This is a genomic window from Ochrobactrum sp. MYb379, assembly GCF_037479515.1.
GTDB lineage: Bacteria > Pseudomonadota > Alphaproteobacteria > Rhizobiales > Rhizobiaceae > Brucella.
The window spans coordinates 591899-614177 of record NZ_JBBGYW010000001.1 but is presented as its reverse complement, the minus strand read 5'-3'; the positions used below and the strand labels follow the sequence as shown (position 1 = coordinate 614177).

Genomic DNA, 22279 nt, shown 5'->3' with positions numbered 1-22279 from the left:
GACTGAACGCTCTGCTGAGTGTGCCATTTTATGAATGCGTTATAGTTCTCTTGACGATTGCATGCCATGTTGCTCATCAATGAATTTGCAATTTTCTTTCTGGTTTATGAAGAGGTGCCGGAACATGTCTTTGAAAAAACGAGTTCTGGCATTGGGACTAGCTTTTGCCGTCATTGCTCCACAGGCGCAGGCTGCTTCGATTTTCCGTACCTTTAGCTATTATAATGTGAACGGAAAGACTGCGGAAGATCTCGACAAAGCATTATCGCGTAGCGGGCCTTTTCTGAAAAAAACCGGCCAGCATCATCCGGGTGCAGCCGAAATTCGTTTTGATGCCAAAGTTCGTTATGGTCGTGCCACAGGTCAGCAAGCCTGCAAGGTGCAGGATGTTTATGTGAACGTTCACGCTAAGGTCATGCTGCCGCGCTGGAAACAGCGCCGCAAAGCTGAGCCAGAAATCGCACTGATCTGGGATACGCTTTATCAGGATATTCGCCGCCACGAAGAAAGCCATATCGTGATTGCCCGCAGTCATGCGAGCGAAATGGAACGTGAAATACGGTCCCTACGCAGCCGCAAAGATTGCGTCACGCTCCGCGCTGACATTGATAAGGTCACGGAAAAGCTGATGGCAGCGCATGATAAAGAGCAGGAACGCTTTGATCGTGTTGAAACCATCAACTTCGAGCGCCGCTTTGAACGCTTGCTGACCTATAAGCTCGAAAAGATGGTTCAGTAGCCGAAAAGTACAAATGCCGCTGAGGTGCATCAACACATTTCAGCGGCATCTTTATATAATGCGTTCTTAGTTCTGGCGTTCTGGCACCCTGATCACAACACCATTGAGCTCGTCGCTTACACGGACCTGACAAGAAAGACGCGAATTGGGCTGCGGCTCATAAGCGAAATCCAGCATGTCTTCTTCCATAGCGTCCGGTCCGCCGACAACCTCTGTCCATTCATCGTCAATATAGACGTGACAGGTTGCGCAGGCACAAGCACCGCCGCATTCGGCATCAATCCCCGGCACGCCATTGCGAACAGCCGCTTCCATCACACTTGATCCGTTATCAGCCTCAACTTCAATGCGTGAAGCACCATCGGCAGATACGAAGATAATCTTTGTCATTTTAAGTTCCTGAACACGCGCGTTCTGCGTGTTTGATAAGCTCATGCGATGTAAAGTGATCGCTGTGAGTTCTATTAATATCTTGCAGACGCAAATACGGACTTATTCAAAGAGTTTCAACCGCCATAAGTCGCTGTTTGAGCCAACTGCGCCAATATGCCGTTATGATCACATCTTCTAACGTAAAAGCCACATTATCCGCACCTATAACTGCGCAGGTTTCCTGAACCAGGCGGCGCAGATGAATCAACCTATCAATAGTACAATATTACCAGTTCACTTTTTACGTGTAATTTTGTTAACGAATTGATGTATGGGTATTATGGTTGTAAGATGGGTGGAGGTGATTTCCACAGAATGATCGTTAACCAAAAAACGCCGCATTTCCGGGCTTTTCTGCAAGCTCCCTTTCGTTTGTTAACCTTGTATTTAAAGTTTTACATATCCTGCCCGGGCGCCTATTTCCTTAACAAGCCCGAGCCGATACGATGAAAAATGGCGGAGTAAGTTTTGTAACGGCTCTCAGTTGATCCGGCCGTCGCAGTAAAGAGTACGAGGTAGGCAAGGCTATGGCTTCTAAATCCAAGGCGCAAAAGCTCGACCATGAGGTTGAACAAGCACTTGAACATGCACTCGATATCGAATTCGGTGACGACTTTGACATCGATATGGATCTGAGTGCACTTGACGAAGAATTTTCGGTCGATGACCTCGAAGAACAGATTTCGCGCGCAGCCGAAGAACTGGTTGCTGAGCAGAACACGAAAGTGGTCGAAGCCGCGACTGTCTCTCCTGTAGACATTACCACTGAAGGAACTGCGAAGGCTGAAACGATTGCTACCGTTTCCGTCATTGCAAGCCCTGCCGCGCCGCCTATGCCGCCAGTTGTGAATGCTGCCTTCCCGTCTGCCAAGCCAGAAGCTGCCAATGTTGCGCCCAAGCCAGCCAACAAGGCAAAGCCTGCTACTCAAGAAGCAGCGCCAAAGCCCACCGCTTCGCCTGCGCCTGTTGTTGCTGCCACGCCTGCTGCAGCTCTTACACCGGCCAATGACGATTCCCGCAGCAGCCGTACAATCACTGCCGCGCCTCGCCGTATAACGGAACGCTCTTCTAAGCTTTACTGGACGACAACCGCCATGAGTGTCCTTTGGGCTGCCGGTGGCGTTGCGATCAGCAAGGCAATCAGCCCTGATGTGTTTTCAAGCCTTCAGGCAACCACGAATTTCTTTACCTCTCCTGCAGGTATTGGCGTGATGGCTGGTGTTGCTCTTCCAGTCGCGATGTTCTGGGGCTTTGCGCACATCGTAAAACGCGCACAAGAAATGCATGTTGCTGCACGCAGCATGTCGGAAGCAGCACTCAAGCTATTGCAGCCTGAAGCAGCAGCCGGTGATCGCGTATCAACGCTTAGCCAGGCAGTTCGTCGCGAAGTTGCTGCGATGAATGAAGGCATTGAACGTACGCTTGCTCGCGCTGTTGAGCTCGAAACGCTTGTCCAGTCTGAGGTCAATCAGCTTGAGCGCGCTTACACCGATAACGAAGTTCGTATTCGTTCGCTCGTGAGCGATCTTGGTAATGAACGCGAAGCCGTGGTCAGCCATGCGGAGCGCGTACGCTCTTCCATTACAGGCGCGCATGAGCAGCTTAAGGAAGAATTGTCGAGCGCTGCCAATATCATACGTGATAATGTTGCATCTGCATCTGAGCAGCTTAGCTCGCTTTTGGGCGATTCTGGTGAGCGCCTGATCAGCAGCATCAATAATAGCGGCGGTGCAATTGCTGACGCGATCGAAACGCGTACCGGCGATATTGCCACCCGCATCACGACCTCGGGCGAAGCTTTCTCGAGCCAGCTCGATTCTCGGATTACGACACTCGACCAGCAGTCACGTGAGATTTCAGAACGCGTTAGTTCGGCGCTTGATGAGCGTACTGCAGGTATTGCAACGCTGCTCGGCGGCGCAACGCAGTCGATGGTCAGCGAGTTTGATGCTCGTCTCACACAGCTCGACACAACGCTCAATGAGCGTGGCCGTTCCCTGCTCAGCGAGTTTGAAAACCGCGCGCATGCGTTGGATAGCAGCACAGAGAAGCTTAACGCGGCTCTTGAAACCCGCTCGCGTCAGATCAATGAGAACCTCATTGCGCGTACCCGTGAAATTGCTGAAACCTTCTCAGGTGGCCGCAATGCACTGAGCACGATGATTGACGAGACAAAGACCAAGATCAGCGATGATCTGACCTCGATCAGTGTTAGCGTTGGCAATGTTCTCAATGAAAATGCCACAGCATTTGCCGGCAAGCTTTCAGAAAGCCGTGATGTTCTGGCTGCGTCGCTTGAAGGTGAAACTGAACGCGTTTCCGCTGTTATTCGCGGCCATGCCGACACGCTTGCTGCCCGCACCAACGACATCGAAAGCGCCATCAACAACAGCGCTTCTGCCCTCAATTCGGCTGCCGAACATCATGCCGCTATTCTTGCTGACAGAACGAGTGTTCTTCAGGAAGAAATGGCAAACAACGCTTCGCGTCTTGATGCGACATTTGCTGATCATGCCCGTTCGCTGGATGAACGCGCCGCTTCACTTAGCGGTGTGATTGCCGGCAATCAGACTATGCTTGCTCAGCTGATGGATGAACGCACCACTGCTCTGCGCGATAACTTCAATGAAAATCGTGAAGTTCTGGCACGCACTTTCGATGAACGTGTTGCATCGCTCGAGGCACTTATTGCTGGAAATCAGCAGGAACTGGCTCGTGTGTTTGACGAGCGTTCGCATGCAATCAGCGAAACGATTGGCGCCAGCCGCGACGCATTCGAGGCGACATTTACCGATCACGTGCAGCGTGTTGAAGAACGCACAAGCGGCCTTCGTTCTGTCCTAAACGATCACAACAGTGCCCTTGCCAACATTCTTGACGGTCATGAACAGACTATTGAAGGTCGCACGGCTGCAATTCGTGAAACACTGACCGAAAGCACAGCTTCGCTGAGCCAGACGCTACAGGATCACGGCGATATTCTTTCGCAGCGTACAGCCAATCTGCACAATGCGATTGAAACCAGCAGCGATAGCATCAGCCGTGCCTTTGAAGGCCAGACCGGTATTATCGAAGAACGCACCCAAACGATGGAAAAGGCGCTTACCATTGGCGTCGACAATGTTCGCCGTGCTCTTGAACAGAGTGCGGGTACAGTTGCTGGTTCGCTGCGTGACAAGATCACAGAAGCAGCAAGCATTCTCTCCGCAGAAGCTGCAAAAGCTGGTCAGTCGCTTGATGGATTTGGTCAGAGCTTCAGCGCTGATCTCAGCACCAATCTTGCGGCTACGGAAGAACGTCTCAGCGAACGCGCCAATGCTATTGCATCGCGTATGTCTGAGATTGAATACAGCATTGCGGACACCGCTGCCAAAACCAGCGAGACGCTGGCCGGTCATGGTGAAGCTTTTGCTGCAAGCGTTGCCGAAAACTTGGCAGGCACGGAAGCTCGCCTGAATGAGCGCGCAAGCACGATTGCTGGTGGCCTTGAAGCCATTGAAAGCCGACTCACCGGCGAACTTTCAGCGATTGAAGCCCGTATTGCTGATACTGCAAGCAAGACCAGTGAAACGCTGGCTGGCCACAGCGAAGCCTTCTCGTCGAGCGTTGCCGATAATCTCGCAGGTACAGAAGCGCGCCTTAACGAACGTGCAAGCGCAATTGCTGGTGGCCTCGAAGCCATTGAAAGCCGCCTCACCGGTGAACTTTCGGCAATTGAAGCGCGTATCGCTGATACTGCAACCAAAACCAGTGAAACGCTGGCTGGCCATAGCGAAGCCTTCTCAACAAGCGTTACAGAAAATCTGTCGGGAACCGAAGCACGTCTTACCGAGCGTGCAGATGCTATTGCGACACGCCTTGGAGACATTGGTTCGCGTATCACGATGGAACTCGGTTCTGTTGAAGCACGTATCGCTCAGGTGACGGATACAACTGCTGTTACGCTTGAAGAACGCACCCGTGAACTCAACGCAGTTCTCTCCGCTCGTTCGCAGGAGATCACGCAGATCCTCAACGATACTGCGGAACCTTTGGTACAGCGTCTGGCTGATAGCGGTCGCGGACTGGCAGAACAGCTTGAACAGGCAACCCATGCAGCAACCGATCGTCTGCGTGCGGAAAATGCTGCTCTCGTCAACGCGCTGGCTAACCGTACAGCTGAAACCATTGCTGCGGTTCAGCAGGCAAAATCCGGTCTTTCGGAAAATGTCAGTGAGCTGATTGAACGCCTCTCGGCGTCGAATGGCGAACTTGGCAAGCTGATCGATGCGGCTGCAAACAACCTCAACAGCATTGATGGCCGTCTTGTTGAAACGACAAGCAGCTTTGTTGAGAATGCAAACCGTGCTGCACAGATGTTCCAGGCATCGACTGGTCTCATTGACACAAATATTGGCACGCTGCGTGCACTCTCCGACGGAACATTGTCGCAGATTGCAGATATTGCCGAGCGCTTTGAAGATCATGGAAAGGTTCTCTCGACCGCTTCCGATATGATTAACTCGGCACAAAACGGTCTTGCTGGTACGCTTGAAGATCGTCATCTGGCGCTCGACAAGCTGGCCTCGGGGCTGGTTGAAAAGTCGGAAGGCATCGAAAAGCTGATGCAGTCGTTTGAAACTGTTGTGGCTTCTGCCTTCCAGCGCGCTGAAGGCCAGACACGCAGTTCGGCTGAGAAGATGCGCGAAAGCGTTACTGAGATCGTTGAACAGGCTTCGCAGAAGTTCTCTGCTGCTACCGACGATATTCGTCGTACAGCAACGGAAATTCGCAGTGAACTCGACACCACTCGTGGCGAACTCAAGCGCGGCGTTCTTGATATGCCAGCGGAAGCCAAGGAAACGACGAGCGCGATGCGCAAGGCAGTTGGCGAACAAATCAATGCTCTGAAAGAACTGGCTGAAATCGTCAATAAGTCAGGCCGTCTAGTTGATGTCGGCGAAAGTCGTGCAGACCGTCCGGTTTCGCGTCCAGTGCAGACACAGCGTGCAGCGCCTGCTCCGGTTCAAGCACCTGTAGCAGCACCGCGAGCGCAGCAGGCAGACGTCGCAGTTCGCAGCCGTCCGGTTGAAGCTCCAAAGGTTACACAGCCAGTACAGTCTTCTGAAAAGCCACGCGGCTGGGTTTCTGACCTTCTGGCTCGTGCATCGGTTGAGGATGATATTGCTGCGCCAGCGCAGGCACAGCCAACACAGACGCCACGTTCGCCAAGCCACGTTGTTGAATCTCTCAACTCGCTCTCGGTGGACATCACACGCGCAATTGATCATGAAGCATCGGTTGAATTGTGGGATCGTTACCGCCGCGGTGAGCGCAATGTCTTCACCCGTCGTCTTTATACCCTCAAGGGTCAGCAAACGTTCGATGACATCAAGCGTAAGTATCAGACCGATGGTGAGTTCCGCCGCGCTGTTGATCGCTACATGGACGACTTCCAGCGCCTTCTTGAAGACGTTGCACGTAACGACCGCGACAACATGGTGACACAGACTTACCTGACTTCAGATACCGGCAAAGTTTACACCATGCTTGCTCACGCAAGTGGACGCCTTCGCTAATCAAAGCGAGCATAAATCTGAAAAACGCAGCCAAAAGGCTGCGTTTTTTTATGTTCATTTTAATGATGGCTAGGGGTTTTAGCATCAACTTTATGCCAACCCCACGGCCAAGCTGATATTTAAAAAGTCAGGCCAACAAAAAAGGCAGCTCGTTTTACCGGCTGCCTTGAATATTTTAGTGTTTCGGAGGATCAGAGCGAAGAGATTGTCCAGCTGACAATTTCGCTTGCGACCTGATCAAACGCCTTGTCCAACGCGCGCACATATTCGTTGTTTGTGGTGCCATGAACCGGCGTAGAGGCGCGGAAAACGCGTGTGGCACGAACTTCGCCATTCTTGTCGTTCATCAGCCTAACAGCGATCTCTACGACCGCTGCACGCTGAGAGCCATAGGCTTGAATGCTGAATACCCGCAGATCGCTCAGGATCTGGTAGTTGATTGCCAGACCATCACCTGGACGGCCTACGCCACCGAATACGCCAGCGTTTTCATAGGCCTGCACAAGACGAGACTGAACGAGATTGGGCAGTCTGTCGCCCCATTGTGCACCTTTGAGGTATTCAATCGTGCCGGGCGCAGTGTTGACGACGATATTCTCGCTATCCAGTGCCTTCAGCGCATTGGGTGATGGCACGAGGATCTGGAGGTTCTTACGGCTAACCGATGTGCCTTGCACCTGTTGTGGCGCTGACAGGCTGAATGTGTCGAGTGGCGTCGTAGTTCCGCAACCGGCAAGCATTGTTGTCAAAAGAAGCGGAACGATCAGCTTACGATGGGATTTTGTCACGATGGAACCTGTAATGGACATTAATGACGCGCCCTTCCGTTATACTGCGGTACACTGCCGGAACCACCAAAGATCAAACGCTGTGGGTTACGTTCTAGTTCTGTAATCGCCTGCTCTACGCGCTGTACAGCGCGACGGCTGTCGCCGATCAATGCCTGAACATCGCTCAGACCTGAACCGGAGAAGCGCTCAAGATTGCTGGCAATCGGCGTGATCCGCTTGTCGAGATTGTTCGATAACTGACGGATCGATTCAAGTGTGGACTTAGCCTGTGCAACAAGACCATCCTTGTCGTCACTGGAAAGCAACTGGTCTGCCTTAGCAATAACGTTTTCAACACGTGCAGACGCAGAGTTCAAACGCTCCATCATCTGCTTTGCTTCCGACACAATCTGATTGATGTTGCCTGCGTTGGAACCCAATTCATCAATAACGTCTGCATTCTTAGCCAATGCGTCTGTGAAGGTCTTTGTATTGTTGATCGTATCGATCAGAGGGCCACGTGCTTCTTTAGCAAAGCCTTCGAGTTCACCCAGCACCGAATTTGCGCGACCAAAAATGTCCTGTGCTGTTGCAAGCAGATTGTTGATCGATGAAGGATCAGCATCAATACGAGCAATCGTATCTTCTTTGGCTGCTTCAGTAAGCAGATTAGGCTCTTCGAGACTACCGCCGTTCAGTTCAATATAGGCCTGACCAGTCAATCCCTGAAAGCCAAGTGAAGCCTTTGTCGAGCGTGTAATCGGCGTCGTCGCATTTACGCGCGTCTGTACAATAACCATGCTTGGATTGGATTCATCCAAATGCAAACGACGAACGTCACCGACCTTGATACCGTTGAAGAGAACCTGACTGCCGATGCCCAGGCCGGTCACAGAACCCGGTATACGAACGTCGAGACCAACGGAATCCCGTGCCTCGCCGTAACGCGCAATCCAATACACGAAACCGAAAGCCAGCAGGCTGACGATCAGCGTGAAAACTCCCACCACAACGTAATTGGCCTTCGTTTCCATATCTTATCCCGTCTGCATTTGGCTGTTAGGCCGACGTCTGCTCGGCGCGGAAGTGTCAATCTGACGAGCGCGCTTTCCTCGAAAATAGGATTTAACCCATGGATCATCTACAGTCAGCATGTCTTCAATGGAACCGCTCACCAGGATTTTTTTATTACCGAGTACGGCAATGCGGTCGCAAATTGCAAAAAGACTATCGAGATCATGCGTTACCATAAAGACCGTGAGGCCCATTGTATCGCGAAGATTGGCAATCAACTCATCAAAGTCGGCAGCACCGATTGGATCAAGTCCAGATGTAGGCTCATCCAGAAACACGATGTCGGGATCGAGAGCCAGCGCTCGCGCCAATGCTGCACGCTTAATCATGCCGCCTGATAACTCAGATGGGAACTTTTCAGCCGCATCAGGGCTGAGACCAACCAGATCGATTTTAAGGCGTGCCAGCTCATCCATGAGTTTAGGCGGAAGATCCAGATATTCACGCATAGGAACCTGGATGTTCTCAAGGACGCTAAGAGCTGAGAACAAAGCGCCGTGCTGAAACAGCACGCCCATACGCATGTCTATAGCCATTTTCTCAACATCGGTCAGCTTATCGATATTATTTCCTAATATCTCAATCTGTCCTGCCTGCTTTTTATTCAAGCCCAAAATGGTTCGGGTCAGCACGGATTTACCTGAGCCAGATGGCCCGATAAAGCCGAGAACCTCGCCTTTGTAAATATCGAGTGAAAGATTATCGAGCACAGGTGCGCGACCGCCAAAACCAACGGTAACATCCCGCACCGAAATGATCGGTACAGGCTGATCGTTGTTGCCAACGTCCTGCAAATCCGGCTGATTATCTATACTCGTCTCCATGAATATTCTTTATCCGAGCTTATTGCGAGACTGAACCGCGAGAAACGGCTTTCTTCAGTTTTATCCCTTATTGTGTCCGAAAGACCCCATAAAGTTGCAAAACTAAAAGGTTAGAAGTCAATTGCGGCATAGAACATCGCAAACATGCCGTCTACGACAATGACAACGAAGATCGATTTAACGACCGAAGCTGTCACGCGGCTACCCAGTGATTCTGCACTTCCGCCGACTTTCATTCCTTCAACAGAAGCAAGTATGCCGATGATGAGTGCCATGAACGGAGCTTTGATCAAACCCGCGAAATAGGTGTTGAGTGCAACGGCATCATGCAAGCGACTGATGAAAGCTTCCGGCGAAATATTTGAGTAAAAGTAAGTAACTGCGGCTGCACCCACCAATGCCGACAAATCAGCGATAATCGTCAGAAGAGGCAGAATCACCACCAAGGCGACAAGCCTTGGAAAGACAAGGACGCCCACAGGATTAAGCCCGATTACTGTGAGTGCGTCGGTTTCCTCCCGCATCTTCATCGAGCCTATTTCAGCTGTGATCGCACTGCCCGAACGACCGGCGATCATAATCGCAGTCAGGAGCACGCCCAACTCACGCAGGACGAGAATACCAACCAGATCGACGACAAATATTTCCGCACCGAAATAGCGCAACTGAAAAGCGCCCTGCTGTGCAATGATTGCACCAACAATCGTGGACATGAGGACGATGATCGGGATTGCACCGACACCCATCCGATCAATCTGCTTTACAATCGCCGGAAATGGGATGCCACTGCCGCGCCCGGCTTTAAGCTGCGCGCCGCGAATGGTTGCCCCCAAAATGTGCATCGCCATCAGGAAGTCTTCGTAAACCGAGGCGACGCCTCGTCCGATAGAGTCCAGCATTTTGATGAGAAAAAATGGCTTTTTCGCTGGCTTTACATCTAGGGTACGCTCAACCGAATTGCCGACTTCTTCAACGAGCGGCAGCCACGCAGGTCTGACGCCTTCCAGATGAACATCGATATTCTGAGAAACCAGCCTCTGGCGCAGGCGTTCAATCAACCAAGCGCCAGCTGTATCAAGTCCCGCAACATTCGTTGCATCGATAATAATTGAATGCGAGCCGCCAACATTTTCCAGCTCACGCATCTTCTTGTCGACAATACCAATAGTTTGCGAAACCCAGCGTCCGCTAAGATTTACGAGGCGTGCGCCATCATGCTCGGCCAAATCAATCTTTGGCGCGACATCAGAAGCAGCACTTGCTTTGTCGGCAGTGTCGGTCAACATGGCCTAACCTCTTATACGAGTCGGTTCACGACCGAAATACTGCGTCCTAAAGGGCATATCCATGCACAATAGTTTGAAAATCATCCAAGAACGCTATCCCATTGCCGGAAAATTCACAATCTCTCGCGGCTCAAAGACCGAAGCTTTGGTCATAGTTTGTGAAATTAGCCGCAATGGAAAATTGGGACGCGGTGAATGTGTTCCTTATGCACGATATGGAGAATCAATCGAGAGCGTTAGTGAACAGATTGAAGCGGTCCGGAGCGCGATAGAAAGCGGTGCGGATCGTCTTGCTATTCAAACGCACATGCTCGCAGGCGCAGCAAGAAATGCAGTTGATTGTGCTTTCTGGGATTTGGAAGCAAAGCTGTCAGGCAAGAGCGTCGCAGATATTCTTGGAACCCAGCCCCAGCCTCTTGAAACGGCGATCACCGTATCGCTTGGCACACCTGAAGAAATGGCGGAATCGACCGCAAGAGTTGCTCACTATCCTTTGATTAAAGTCAAAATGGGCGGCGACAATGATATTGAGCGCATTCATGCCGTTACAAATGCTGCTCCAAACAGCCGAATAATCATTGATGCCAATGAAGGCTGGACTGACGATAACATCGAAGAAAATATGGCTGCGGCAGCTAAAGCTGGCGTAGTTTTGATAGAACAGCCTTTGCCTGCGGATAAAGACGAAATTCTAAGCCGCATAGATCGACCAGTGATTATCTGCGCAGATGAGAGTGTGCATACATCCGTTGGACTGGAAGAGTTGGCGACCCGTTATGATGCGGTCAACATCAAGCTCGACAAGGCTGGCGGACTGACCGAAGGGTTGATCATGCGTGAGAAGGCCATATCGCTAGGCTTGCAGGTTATGGTTGGTTGCATGGTCGGCACGTCGCTTGGAATGGCACCGGCGGTTCTGCTCGCGCAGAAGGCCGATGTTGTCGATCTTGACGGGCCGTTGCTTCTTGCACAGGATCGAGTTCCAGGTCTGCGATATTACGGCGCGCTTGTTTATCCGCCGGAGGCAACGCTCTGGGGCTGATTATGTAAGTGGCCCGATCGTTGTTTGACACTGTTTGTTGCCGCAAGGACATTCTCGAAAATATCTGCACAGGCGTCCCATGTGAAAGGTTTTAACACCTCCGCAGGATCGAATGCAGGCATTTCAAGCGCTGCCAGACAAGCGGCGCGAAGATCTTCTGAGAGAACACCAGCACCGGTCGCACCGACAACGTCGGACGATCCCGGAACTGGAAAAGCGGCAACAGGTAAACCCGATGAAATCGCTTCAAGCAGAACCAGACCAAAAGTGTCGGTTCTGCTTGGAAACACAAATACATCGGCTGATGCATAGGCTTGAGCCAGTGCGTCGCCTTCTTTCTTGCCAATGAAAACGGCGTCGGGAAACCGATTCTTCAGATCATGAAGTGCTGGACCATCTCCGACGATGAGTTTCGTTCCGGGCAAATCCAATTCCAGAAAAGCCGGCAGGTTTTTCTCGGTTGCCACACGCCCCACGCAAATGAATACGGGCTGCGGCAAATCTTTCCTCACATCGCTTCGCGAATGAAATAAGCGACGATCCACGCCCCGCGTCCATAACTCAAGTCCCGTAAACCCACGCGAATGCAAGTCGGTGAGAATAGACTGTGTTGGGACGAGCGTATGCGATGCGGCATTGTGGAATTTGCGTAAAAACGAATATGTCCAGCTTAGCGGAATTGGAAAACGATCCCTGACATATTCCGCAAAGCGGGTATGAAAGCTGGTGGTAAAGCTCCAGCCCATTTTCATACACGCACGCCGCGCCATAAAACCCAACGGACCTTCAGTGGCGATATGAACATAATCAGGCTGTAAATCAATCAACTTTCGCTGAAATGCAGATGGCGTTGTCATTGCCAGCCTGATTTCAGGATAGGTCGGGCATGGAAAAGAGCGATAATCCTGTGGTGAGATAACGATAACTTCGTAGCCACGTTCAGTCATCAGTTCGCAGCACTTGGCCAGTGTTCTCACAACGCCGTTGACTTGCGGATGCCAGGCATCGGTAACGATGACGAGTTTCTTCATTAGCTGCCGTTCATCACTTTACGTGCCACTCTGGGGAGCCGTATTATCTTGCCATTGTCGCCAGCTGCAGGAAGCTGAGGTCGTTGTCCCAGACGATCCGTCCATTCAATCAGTTCCATACGACCATCAAAATGCTCAACAACGGCTGTGCAGCTTTCCACCCAGTCGCCAGTGTTTATATATTCAACACCATTCATTTTACTGATAGTTGCATGATGAATATGGCCGCAAATCACACCATCAACGCCAATGCGTTGAGCTTCTTCGGATACGACGTCTTCAAAATTTCCGATGAAGTTAACGGCCTTCTTAACGCGAAACTTTGCCCAAGCGGAAAATGACCAATAACGCAATCCAAACTTTGCGCGCACACGGCTCATGACCGTGTTAATCCAGATCGCCGTGTCATAAGCCCAATCACCAAGATAGGCGATGAAGCGCGCATTACGTACTACTACATCGAACTGATCACCGTGAATGACGAGAAATTTGCGGCCATCTGCCGTTTCGTGAATCGCGCGGTTCATCACTTCGATGCCGCCAAAATGCGTACCCTGGAAATTTCTCAGAAATTCATCATGGTTGCCCGCGATGTAGATGATTGAAGTACCTTTGCGACTTTTGCGCAAAAGCTTCTGAACAACATCATTATGTTCCTGCGGCCAATGCCAGTTCCGGCGCAGACGCCAGCCATCGACAATATCGCCAACCAGATAAATGGTTTCGGCTTCGTGAGTACGCAGAAAATCCAAAAGCAATTCGGCCTGAGCTGCTTTCGAACCAAGATGCACGTCTGAAATAAACAATGTGCGATATTTCTTTGGTTCGATCTGTTCTTCGCTCATGTGGTTGTCCTTCCATCTGGCAACCCGAAACTGAGCAGACAAAACCCGATTCATGTCACAGACATATGACGGGCATTGTGAATTGAAAGTTGTGATGCAAATGAGCTACCAGAGCGGTGGACATTTCGGCGCGTCAACCAGAATCTGGTTGATTGCAGGTGTCCGCTGGTGGCATGTCTGATGAAATAATAGGCTGGTTTGCTGAGAAACCCTGCGATTGCGGAATAACTGCTTCTCGAAATCATGCCTGTAGTGATTTGATAGTTTGAGATAAGAACGATATTGGCTCAACAGGCGCAAATAAGCGTCATTGTGTGGTTCCCCCTTCAGCCGCGCGTATGAACCGGAAAGCGATGCGATAATGACAAAGAAAAAGACCCCCTCCACTTCCACGCGTTCGGATTTTGACGAAGCGGCCCTGTTCTTCCATCGTTATCCCAAGCCGGGAAAGCTTGAGATTCAAGCGACCAAGCCACTCGGCAATCAGCGCGATCTTGCGCTTGCTTATTCGCCGGGCGTTGCAGCACCCTGCCTTGCAATCCATGAAGATCCATCCACCGCTGCCGAATATACGGCGCGTGGTAATCTGGTAGCCGTTGTTTCAAACGGTACTGCGGTTCTCGGCCTCGGTAATATCGGCGCGCTTGCATCCAAGCCGGTGATGGAAGGTAAGGCTGTTCTTTTCAAGAAATTCGCCGACATTGACGTTTTCGATATTGAAATCGACGCGCTGGAAATCGACCGTATGGTCGATGTGGTTTCTGCGCTTGAGCCAACTTTTGGCGGCATCAATCTCGAAGATATTAAAGCGCCTGAATGTTTTGAAGTGGAAGAGCAGCTTCGCGCCAAGATGAATATTCCGGTGTTCCATGACGATCAGCATGGAACCGCGATTATTGTTGCTGCAGCCGTCCTGAATGGTCTGGAACTGGCAGGAAAAGATATTACGAGCGCCAAGATTGTAACATCTGGCGCGGGTGCTGCGGCTCTCGCATGCCTAAATCTGCTCGTTAAACTTGGCGCTAAGCGCGAAAATATTTTCGTCTGCGATCTTGAAGGCGTGGTCTATGAAGGTCGTCCGGTGCTTATGGACCGCTGGAAGGACGTTTACGCGCAGAAAACAGACGCACGTGTACTGGCCGATGTTATTGGCGGCGCAGATGTGTTTCTTGGTCTTTCAGCTGCAGGTGTTCTTAAGCCTGAATTGCTTAAGCAGATGGCCGAAAATCCTCTCATTATGGCGCTCGCCAATCCAAACCCGGAGATCATGCCGGAAGCTGCACGCGAAGCGCGTTCCGATGCCATGATCTGCACCGGCCGTTCTGACTATCCGAACCAGGTAAATAACGTTCTCTGCTTCCCCTATATTTTCCGTGGTGCACTTGATGTTGGCGCAACGGCTATCAACGAGGAAATGAAGCTAGCCGCGGTGCGCGCTATTGCAGCACTTGCCCGTGAAGAGCCTTCAGATGTTGCGGCCCGCGCCTATTCCGGCGATACACCAACATTCGGCCCGAACTACATCATTCCATCTCCATTCGATCAGCGCCTCATCCTGCGCATCGCACCTGCCGTTGCACAAGCTGCAATGGATAGCGGTGTTGCGACACGTCCGATTGAGGATTGGGAAGCTTACACAGACCGTCTCACACGTTTCGTCTTCCGTTCCGGCCTCATTATGAAGCCGGTCTTCGCCGCAGCACGTGCGCAGAGCAAACCAATGCGCGTGATCTATGCCGATGGTGAAGATGAACGCGTATTGCGCGCTGCTCAGGTTGTCATTGAAGAAGGCATTGCTTCGCCTATTCTCGTCGGTCGTCCAAGTGTTATTGAAGCACGCCTAAATCGCTATGGTCTTAAAATCCGTGCGGGCACAGATTTCGACCTCATTAACCCGGAAGACGATCCGCGTTACCGTGACTATGTTGATCTCTATCTGTCTTACACAGGCCGTCAGGGTGTGACACCAGAAGCGGCGCGTACAATCGTTCGTACGAACTCGACTGCAATTGCTGCGCTTGCTGTGATGCGTGATGAGGCAGATGCGATGATCTGTGGCCTTGAAGGCCGTTTTGAGCGCCATACCCGCGTTGTAAAGCAGATCATTGGTAAGCTGCCGGGCATCAGTGATTATTCGGCATTGAGCCTTTTGATCTCACAGCGTGGCGCATTGTTCCTGACCGATACTTACGTGACTGTGGAACCTGAAGCAGAAGAAATTGCTGAAATGGCAATTCTGGCCGCGAAAGAAATCCGCCGCTTTGGTATTGAGCCTAAGGCTGCGCTGGTTTCGCATTCAAACTTTGGTTCAAAGGAATCGGCAAGTGCCGAGAAAATGCGTCGTGCCGCCGCGATCCTTGCTGAAAAAGCGCCGGAACTTGAATCAGATGGCGAAATGCATGGCGATTCCGCACTCTCGCAGGCATTGCGTGATCGTGTGTTCCCGAATTCGCGACTGAAGGGTGAAGCTAACCTATTGGTTTTCCCTAATCTTGATGCGGCAAACATCACACTCAATGTCGTAAAGACGGTAACGGACGCATTGCATGTTGGCCCAATTCTACTTGGTGCTGCGCGCCCTGCTCATATCTTGACGCCATCGGTTACTTCCCGAGGTGTAGTCAATATGACCGCACTCGCTGTAGTTGAAGCACTTCAGCGCACTGGCGATAATATCAAGAAAAAGTGATTAATAATAAAATCAAAAAGCAAAAATAGATAAATCCATAAACGCCAAGTATACAAATAATACTTGGCGTTTATGTTTTTTTTACTTAAAAGGAGCACATTCAGCCATACGAACAATCAGGACGGGCTTGTTCTATGAAAATCTCAAACCGATATTTGACGCGTTTTATAACTCCATCAATTCTTTTAACAGCTTCTGTGCTTATTTCAGGATGTACGACTATCCAACCGGCGCAGCAATGTACGCCGGCTGAAAAGGTTAGATTAGCAAGTAATGTTAAAACGACTAAGGCTAAGCTGGAGCAAACAAAATCTCAGTTAGCGCGGACACAGACTCAGATGTCCAGGCAAAGCTGCTTGAGCGGAATCAACTCAGCCGCCTGCATTCGAATTAAGAGCAGAGCAGATAAACTCAAGTCAGATATTAAAATTCTGGAACTTCAGCTTGCGGAGCTAAATGCAACAATTGCTGGTAAATCACATACTGGGAAATTTGTTCAGGCTTATACTGCAACATGGATACCAGTCCGAAAGCAGCAAAAGACAGCCCCTAAAAAAGCGGCCGTTAACAAGTCGGCGAAGAACAGCGGTGAACCGGCAACCTACGTTGTTACGCATCCGGTAGAGGACGTTGTGGTTCCGGGCTATCAAGAGATGCCGAAGCCAACTTATACATCGATTTCACACGAGCCATTGAAACAGACTGATTATCGCAGTCCAGCGTCAATTAGTCCGGCATCAAGCACTCCAGCCTCAAGCACTCCATCGGCGGCAGCTTCGCAGTCTGCAACGACGACGCCGGTAGAGCGTGATTATTCGCAAAGCTCAAAGGTCAGAGTTGTCGGTTCTTCGTTCCTTGAAGACCAATCAAAACCAGTAGGTCCGCAAGCTCCGGACCGTGAAGCTGCCCAGTAAGTGCAAGGCGCAGGGGCATGAATAGTGTCTTGCCCTTGCGTCCCGTTGCTGCCTTCACGGCGTCGGTCCAGACCTTCCAGGTCTGTTTGTCCCATGGCTCTGCGGGAAGCAACTTGAAAGCGTCCTTCACAAAGGCCTGATCTTCTTCAGATAGTTCAGGCTTTTCGGGCAAGTTCCCGGTGATGATCTGCCACCAATGAGCCGCATCATTGAAGCGTTCGAGATTCCCGCGCACAGTCATCCAGAAATGCTCTGCCTTTTCACCCGAAATACCCAATATTTCGAGACGATCTTTTGCCTTATCAAATGGCATTTCATGCAGCAGTGTACGGTTGAGCGTATCAAGTTCTGCCGGATCGAACTTTGCCGATGACTTTGAAATTGCAGCCAGATCAAAGCGCTCTGCGAGAGCATCCATATCTGTTGCCGCGGAAACGGATTCCGAAGTTCCAATCAGGATCGCCAGTGACGCTACCGACATTGGTTCATAACCGGCATCACGCAGAGAACCGATGGACAAAGCACCGGAGCGCTTGGAAAGTCCCTCACCCGAAACCGTGGTCAGCAGGTTGTGATGGCCGAAGACTGGTGGCTCTGCGCCAAGCGCTTTAAAGATGGCAATCTGCACACCCGAATTGGTGACGTGATCGTCGCCGCGAATGATATGGGTGATGCCGAGATCAATATCGTCGACAACCGATGGCAGCGTGTAAAGATACGTTCCGTCTTCACGCACCAGAACCGGATCCGACATCGAAGCCAGATCAACCGTCTGTGGACCACGCACCAGATCATCCCAATGCACTTCAGTGCGTGTGGTGTTGAAAGGATCGCTTTCAAAATTCGGCAGAAGAAAACGCCAATGCGGCTTGCGGCCTTCTGCTTCAAAGGCCGCTTTCTCTTCGTCGGTTAGCTTTAATGCTTCACGGCCATAAACCGGCGGAAGCTTACGCGCTAAGCGCAAGCGGCGACGGCGCTCCAGATCCTCTGCTGTTTCATAGCAGGCATAGAGAAGACCAGCCTGTTTAAGCTTTTCAACCGCCTTGGCATAAACCTCAAAGCGCTTTGACTGATATTCGATGCGGTCAGGCGTAACACCGAGCCAAGCCAGATCAACTGCGATGGCGTCAGCATATTCCTGCTTCGAACGCTCAACATCTGTATCGTCATAACGCAGAATAAAATTGCCGCCATTCTTCTTGGCAAAAAGCCAGTTTGAAAGCGCAGTGCGTGTATTGCCAATATGAATATAGCCCGTCGGCGACGGTGCAAAACGAACAGTTACGGTCATGACTAAATCTTTCAGCGGTCGCGGAAGCGGTTCGTTATTGGATAACGACGATCCCGCCCGAAATTCTTCTTGGTAATTTTGACACCCGGGGCCGATTGTCGGCGCTTATATTCGGCCAGATTGAGCAGATGCTCAATCCGTTGCACCGTTTCAAGCGCGTGGCCACGCGCGACAATCTCGGCATTACTCATCTCGTTTTCAACGAGGCATTCGAGAATATCGTCCAGCACCGGATAAGGCGGAAGACTATCCTGATCGGTTTGGTTTTCGCGCAACTCGGCTGATGGTGCTTTAGTAATAATGTTGGTTGGGATCACTTCGCCGGATGGCCCAAGACTTCCCACAGGAACATTGTTGTTGCGCCATTCAGACAGCGCGAACACCTGCATTTTATAGACGTCTTTGATGGGGTTGAAGCCGCCATTCATATCGCCATAAAGCGTTGCATAGCCAACTGACATTTCCGACTTGTTGCCGGTGGTCACGACCATCGACCCAAACTTATTGGAAACAGCCATCAAAATAGTGCCACGTGCACGGCTTTGCAGATTTTCCTCGGTAACGCCGCTTTCGGTGCCTTCAAACATTGGCTTAAGTGCAGAAAGGAAACCTTCAACAGGCTCTGCAATTGGTACAATATCATAACGCACGCCGAGCGCTTTTGCGCAATCAGCAGCGTCTTTCAGCGATTCGTCTGAAGTATAGCGATAAGGCAACATGACGCAACGCACGCGATCTTTGCCAAGTGCATCAACACCCAGAGCCGCACAGATCGCCGAGTCGATGCCGCCCGATAAGCCAAGTACAACATCTTTGAAGCCATTCTTATTCACATAATCACGCAGGCCTAACATGCAGGCTGCATAATCTGCTTCGAGACCTTCGGGAAGCTTCGCCTTTTCAGTGTCTTCACAGCGCCAACCATCAGTTTCGCGCTTCCAGACAGTCAGAGTGATAGCTTCTGCAAACTGCGGCATTTGCAAGCAAGGGAAGTGGCTATCTGGATTAAAGGCAAACGAGCCGCCATCGAACACAAGTTCATCCTGCCCGCCCATCTGGTTGGCATAGAGCATTGGCAGCTCAGTTTCGATAACCTGTTTCAGAACAACCTGATAGCGGCGCTCGATCTTGTCGCGATGATAAGGCGAACCATTGGGCACAAGCAAAAGTTCTGCACCGCTTTCAGCAAGCGTTTCTGCAACGCCCAGATCACCCCAAATGTCCTCGCAGATCGGAATACCGATGCGTACACCACGAAAATTCACTGGTCCTGGCATCGGGCCGGGCTGGAAAACGCGTTTTTCATCAAACTCGCCGTAGTTAGGCAGATCGACTTTGAAACGCTCAGCGATGATTTCGCCGCCATCCAAAACTGCAATCGAATTGTGCAAACCACTATCGCGCTGCAAAGGCGTGCCGATAATCACACCGGGGCCGCCATCGGCTGTGTCTTTGGCAAGTTCACGGACTGCTTTTTCGCATGCTGCAACAAAGGCAGTTTTGAGAACCAGATCCTCTGGCGGATAGCCTGCAATGAACAGCTCCGTGAACATCACGAGATCGGCGTTCATTTGAGCTGCTTGTGCACGCGCTGCACGCGCCTTCGCAAGATTTCCGGCGATGTCGCCCATTACAGGATTGAGCTGTGCAACGGCAATACGAAGCATATCGAGATTCTCGCTAACGCTGATCATGCGCAAGCTTTAGCGCGCTTGTGCATTTAATTGCAACGGATTGCGTGGAAGAACGACAGTTCTTTGTCAGATCAGATAGGTTGTGGCGAGAATGTAGCCCCATGTAACGGCTACAAAAATAACGGCGATAAGAACGGCCAGCGAACCGCAATCCTTGGCAATCTGGATTTCCTTATGGAAATCGCGTGAAACGGCATCGCAGGTCGCTTCAATGCCGGTGTTGAGCACTTCGACCAGAATAAGAAACAGGATTGATCCTGTCATCAGCAGAAATGTCAGCCAAGTTGGGGCAACAAAGAACGCAACTGGTAGCGACAGCAAAAAAAGAACCAGTTCCTGTTGAACGGCCTTTTCGTGTTTCGCCAAGTGCTTGAGAGCACGCATTGAATTTAGAAACGCCAGAAAAATCCGCTTCATGGATGCCCCCTAAAAGTCTTGCGAAAATCAATAAGTGTCTTCATCCGAAAAGCAACAGGGCGGAGAATGAATTCTCCGCCCTGCCATTATTTCAAAGTGGGATTACCCAATCAGCCGTTAACAGCCTGCTTTTCTGTCCCGGCATCGCGTTCCTTCTTGAGCAGCTCTGCAAGAAGGAATGCCAGCTCAAGCGCCTGATCGGCGTTGAGGCGTGGATCACAATGCGTGTGGTAACGATCGTGCAGATCTTCCGCCGAAATGGCTCGAGCGCCGCCCGTGCATTCGGTCACGTTCTTGCCGGTCATTTCAACATGGATACCGCCCGGATGCGAACCTTCGGCGCGATGGATCGCGAAGAAAGATTCCACTTCCTTGAGGATACGGTCGAACGGACGCGTCTTGTAGCCGCCAGCAGTGATCGTGTTGCCATGCATCGGATCACAAGACCAGACGACCTTACGGCCTTCACGTTCAACTGCACGGATGAGCTGTGGCAGATGATCGCCGACCTTGTCGTAACCGAAACGAGCAATCAGCGTCAGACGACCAGCTTCGTTTTCAGGATTGAGAAGATCGATCAGACGGATGAGATCATCCGGCTGCAACGATGGACCACATTTCAGACCGAGCGGGTTCTTGATGCCACGGCAATATTCGATATGCGCATGATCGGCCTGACGTGTGCGGTCGCCAATCCAGATCATGTGACCTGAAGTGCCGTACCAGTCGCCAGAGGTCGAGTCGACGCGTGTCAGCGCTTCTTCATAGCCAAGCAGCAAGGCTTCATGACTGGTGTAGAAATCGGTTTCACGCAGCGCGTGATTGCTGTCGGAAGTAATCCCGATAGCACGCATAAAGTGCATGGTTTCCGAAATACGCTGTGCGAGAGCTGCGTAGCGCTCTGCCTGCGGGCTTTTGCCAACAAAGCCGAGCATCCACTGATGCACGTTCTCAAGGTTCGCATAACCGCCCTGCGCGAATGCACGCAGCAGGTTCAGCGTAGCGGCAGACTGGCGGTAGGCCATATCTTGGCGCTGCGGATCAGGGATACGCGAAGCCGCATCGAAATCGATGCCGTTGATGATGTCACCACGGTATGAAGGCAACTCAATGCCATTGAGTGTTTCCATATCGGACGAACGCGGCTTGGCGAACTGACCAGCAATACGACCAACCTTAACAACCGGCTTCGAAGCACCAAAAGTCAAAACAACGGCCATCTGCAAAAAGACGCGGAAAAAGTCGCGAATATTATCCGCGCCATGTTCAGCAAAACTTTCCGCACAATCGCCGCCCTGAAGCAGAAATGCTTTTCCTTCGGCAACGGCTGCGAGCTGTGTTTTCAGCTTGCGTGCTTCGCCTGCAAAAACGAGCGGTGGATAGGTACGAAGGCGAGCCTCAACATCGGTCAAAGCCTGTGCGTCTGGATAAAACGGCACTTGCTTGATCGGTTTGTTTCTCCAGGAATTCGGGGTCCAGTTCTTCGTCATTTCACACCTGTTTAATTATCCGCGCGATTTCTCTCGGATTTATTCCTCCTTGCACGAAAGCTGGAATGCGCTTGAGCAAGACAATTTAATGTCTGTGCACGCAAACCAGCACGCGTGATCGCGTTGATATAATGCAGACGCTCACTTTATACCAGCAAGAATCGTTAACAGGATTGGAAGGAT

Annotated in this window: 15 protein-coding genes and 1 pseudogene; 5 read left to right on the top strand and 11 right to left on the bottom strand. The window is 51.2% G+C overall.

Annotated elements, in window-relative coordinates:
* Nucleotides 1–124 precede the first annotated feature (124 nt).
* Entirely contained in the window at nucleotides 125–739 is a 615-nt protein-coding gene (locus WH356_RS03135) for a DUF922 domain-containing Zn-dependent protease (protein ID WP_339508750.1), read from the top strand.
* A 66-nt stretch (nucleotides 740–805) separates the two neighbouring features.
* On the opposite strand, the gene WH356_RS03130 is transcribed toward WH356_RS03135, so the two are convergent.
* Entirely contained in the window at nucleotides 806–1129 is a 324-nt protein-coding gene (locus tag WH356_RS03130; protein ID WP_250040736.1) for a 2Fe-2S iron-sulfur cluster-binding protein, read from the bottom strand.
* 1034 nt (nucleotides 1130–2163) lie between these two features.
* On the opposite strand from WH356_RS03130, the pseudogene WH356_RS03125 reads away from it, so the two are divergent.
* Nucleotides 2164–6729: pseudogene (locus tag WH356_RS03125) on the top strand (kinesin); the annotation flags it as partial.
* A 191-nt stretch (nucleotides 6730–6920) separates the two neighbouring features.
* Here the strand turns inward: WH356_RS03125 and WH356_RS03120 are convergent.
* The 4 genes from WH356_RS03120 to WH356_RS03105 form a co-directional block, all read right to left on the bottom strand.
* Nucleotides 6921–7538: an ABC-type transport auxiliary lipoprotein family protein gene (locus tag WH356_RS03120; protein ID WP_339508748.1), complete on the bottom strand. Its 618-nt coding sequence runs from the start codon at nucleotides 7536–7538 to the stop codon at nucleotides 6921–6923.
* On the bottom strand, nucleotides 7538–8533 hold the full coding sequence (locus WH356_RS03115; RefSeq protein WP_339508747.1) for an MlaD family protein: 996 nt from the start codon (nucleotides 8531–8533) through the stop codon (nucleotides 7538–7540). Before WH356_RS03115 ends, WH356_RS03120 begins: the two co-directional genes overlap by 1 nt.
* A 3-nt stretch (nucleotides 8534–8536) precedes the next feature.
* Nucleotides 8537–9397, bottom strand: coding sequence for an ABC transporter ATP-binding protein (locus tag WH356_RS03110; protein WP_339508746.1), 861 nt, complete (start codon nucleotides 9395–9397; stop codon nucleotides 8537–8539).
* A 110-nt stretch (nucleotides 9398–9507) separates the two neighbouring features.
* A complete protein-coding gene (locus WH356_RS03105) occupies nucleotides 9508–10683 on the bottom strand; it encodes an ABC transporter permease (RefSeq protein WP_339508745.1) in 1176 nt (391 codons plus the stop codon).
* Nucleotides 10684–10744: 61 nt separating this feature from the next.
* On the opposite strand from WH356_RS03105, the gene dgcA reads away from it, so the two are divergent.
* Nucleotides 10745–11725, top strand: a complete 981-nt coding sequence (gene dgcA / locus WH356_RS03100; RefSeq protein ID WP_339508744.1) for an N-acetyl-D-Glu racemase DgcA — start codon at nucleotides 10745–10747, stop codon at nucleotides 11723–11725.
* Here dgcA and WH356_RS03095 read toward each other — a convergent pair.
* Complete coding sequence (locus WH356_RS03095) at nucleotides 11695–12756, bottom strand: glycosyltransferase family 4 protein (protein WP_339508743.1); 1062 nt, start codon at nucleotides 12754–12756, stop codon at nucleotides 11695–11697. The two genes, dgcA and WH356_RS03095, sit on opposite strands and share 31 nt — an antisense overlap.
* Nucleotides 12756–13601 (bottom strand): UDP-2,3-diacylglucosamine diphosphatase, encoded by an 846-nt coding sequence (locus WH356_RS03090; RefSeq protein WP_339508742.1) that lies wholly within the window; start codon nucleotides 13599–13601, stop codon nucleotides 12756–12758. The genes WH356_RS03095 and WH356_RS03090 overlap by 1 nt, the downstream gene beginning before the upstream one ends.
* 361 nt (nucleotides 13602–13962) lie before the next feature.
* Between WH356_RS03090 and WH356_RS03085 the strand changes: the two genes are divergently transcribed.
* Nucleotides 13963–16290 carry an NADP-dependent malic enzyme gene (locus WH356_RS03085; protein ID WP_339508741.1) on the top strand — a complete coding sequence of 776 codons (2328 nt, stop codon included), beginning with the start codon at nucleotides 13963–13965 and terminating at the stop codon, nucleotides 16288–16290.
* Nucleotides 16291–16424: 134 nt separating this feature from the next.
* On the top strand, nucleotides 16425–17204 hold the full coding sequence (locus WH356_RS03080) for a hypothetical protein (protein WP_339508740.1): 780 nt from the start codon (nucleotides 16425–16427) through the stop codon (nucleotides 17202–17204).
* On the opposite strand, the gene gltX is transcribed toward WH356_RS03080, so the two are convergent.
* From gltX to WH356_RS03060, 4 genes are all read right to left on the bottom strand, one after another.
* Nucleotides 17122–18495 (bottom strand): glutamate--tRNA ligase, encoded by a 1374-nt coding sequence (gltX, locus tag WH356_RS03075; RefSeq protein WP_339508739.1) that lies wholly within the window; start codon nucleotides 18493–18495, stop codon nucleotides 17122–17124. The two genes, WH356_RS03080 and gltX, sit on opposite strands and share 83 nt — an antisense overlap.
* Nucleotides 18496–18506: 11 nt before the next feature.
* Complete coding sequence (locus WH356_RS03070) at nucleotides 18507–20189, bottom strand: NAD+ synthase (RefSeq protein ID WP_421565783.1); 1683 nt, start codon at nucleotides 20187–20189, stop codon at nucleotides 18507–18509.
* A gap of 66 nt (nucleotides 20190–20255) precedes the next feature.
* Complete coding sequence (locus WH356_RS03065; protein WP_339508738.1) at nucleotides 20256–20606, bottom strand: diacylglycerol kinase; 351 nt, start codon at nucleotides 20604–20606, stop codon at nucleotides 20256–20258.
* Between the two features lie 110 nt (nucleotides 20607–20716).
* Nucleotides 20717–22096, bottom strand: a complete 1380-nt coding sequence (locus WH356_RS03060; RefSeq protein ID WP_339508737.1) for a class II 3-deoxy-7-phosphoheptulonate synthase — start codon at nucleotides 22094–22096, stop codon at nucleotides 20717–20719.
* Nucleotides 22097–22279 lie beyond the last annotated feature (183 nt).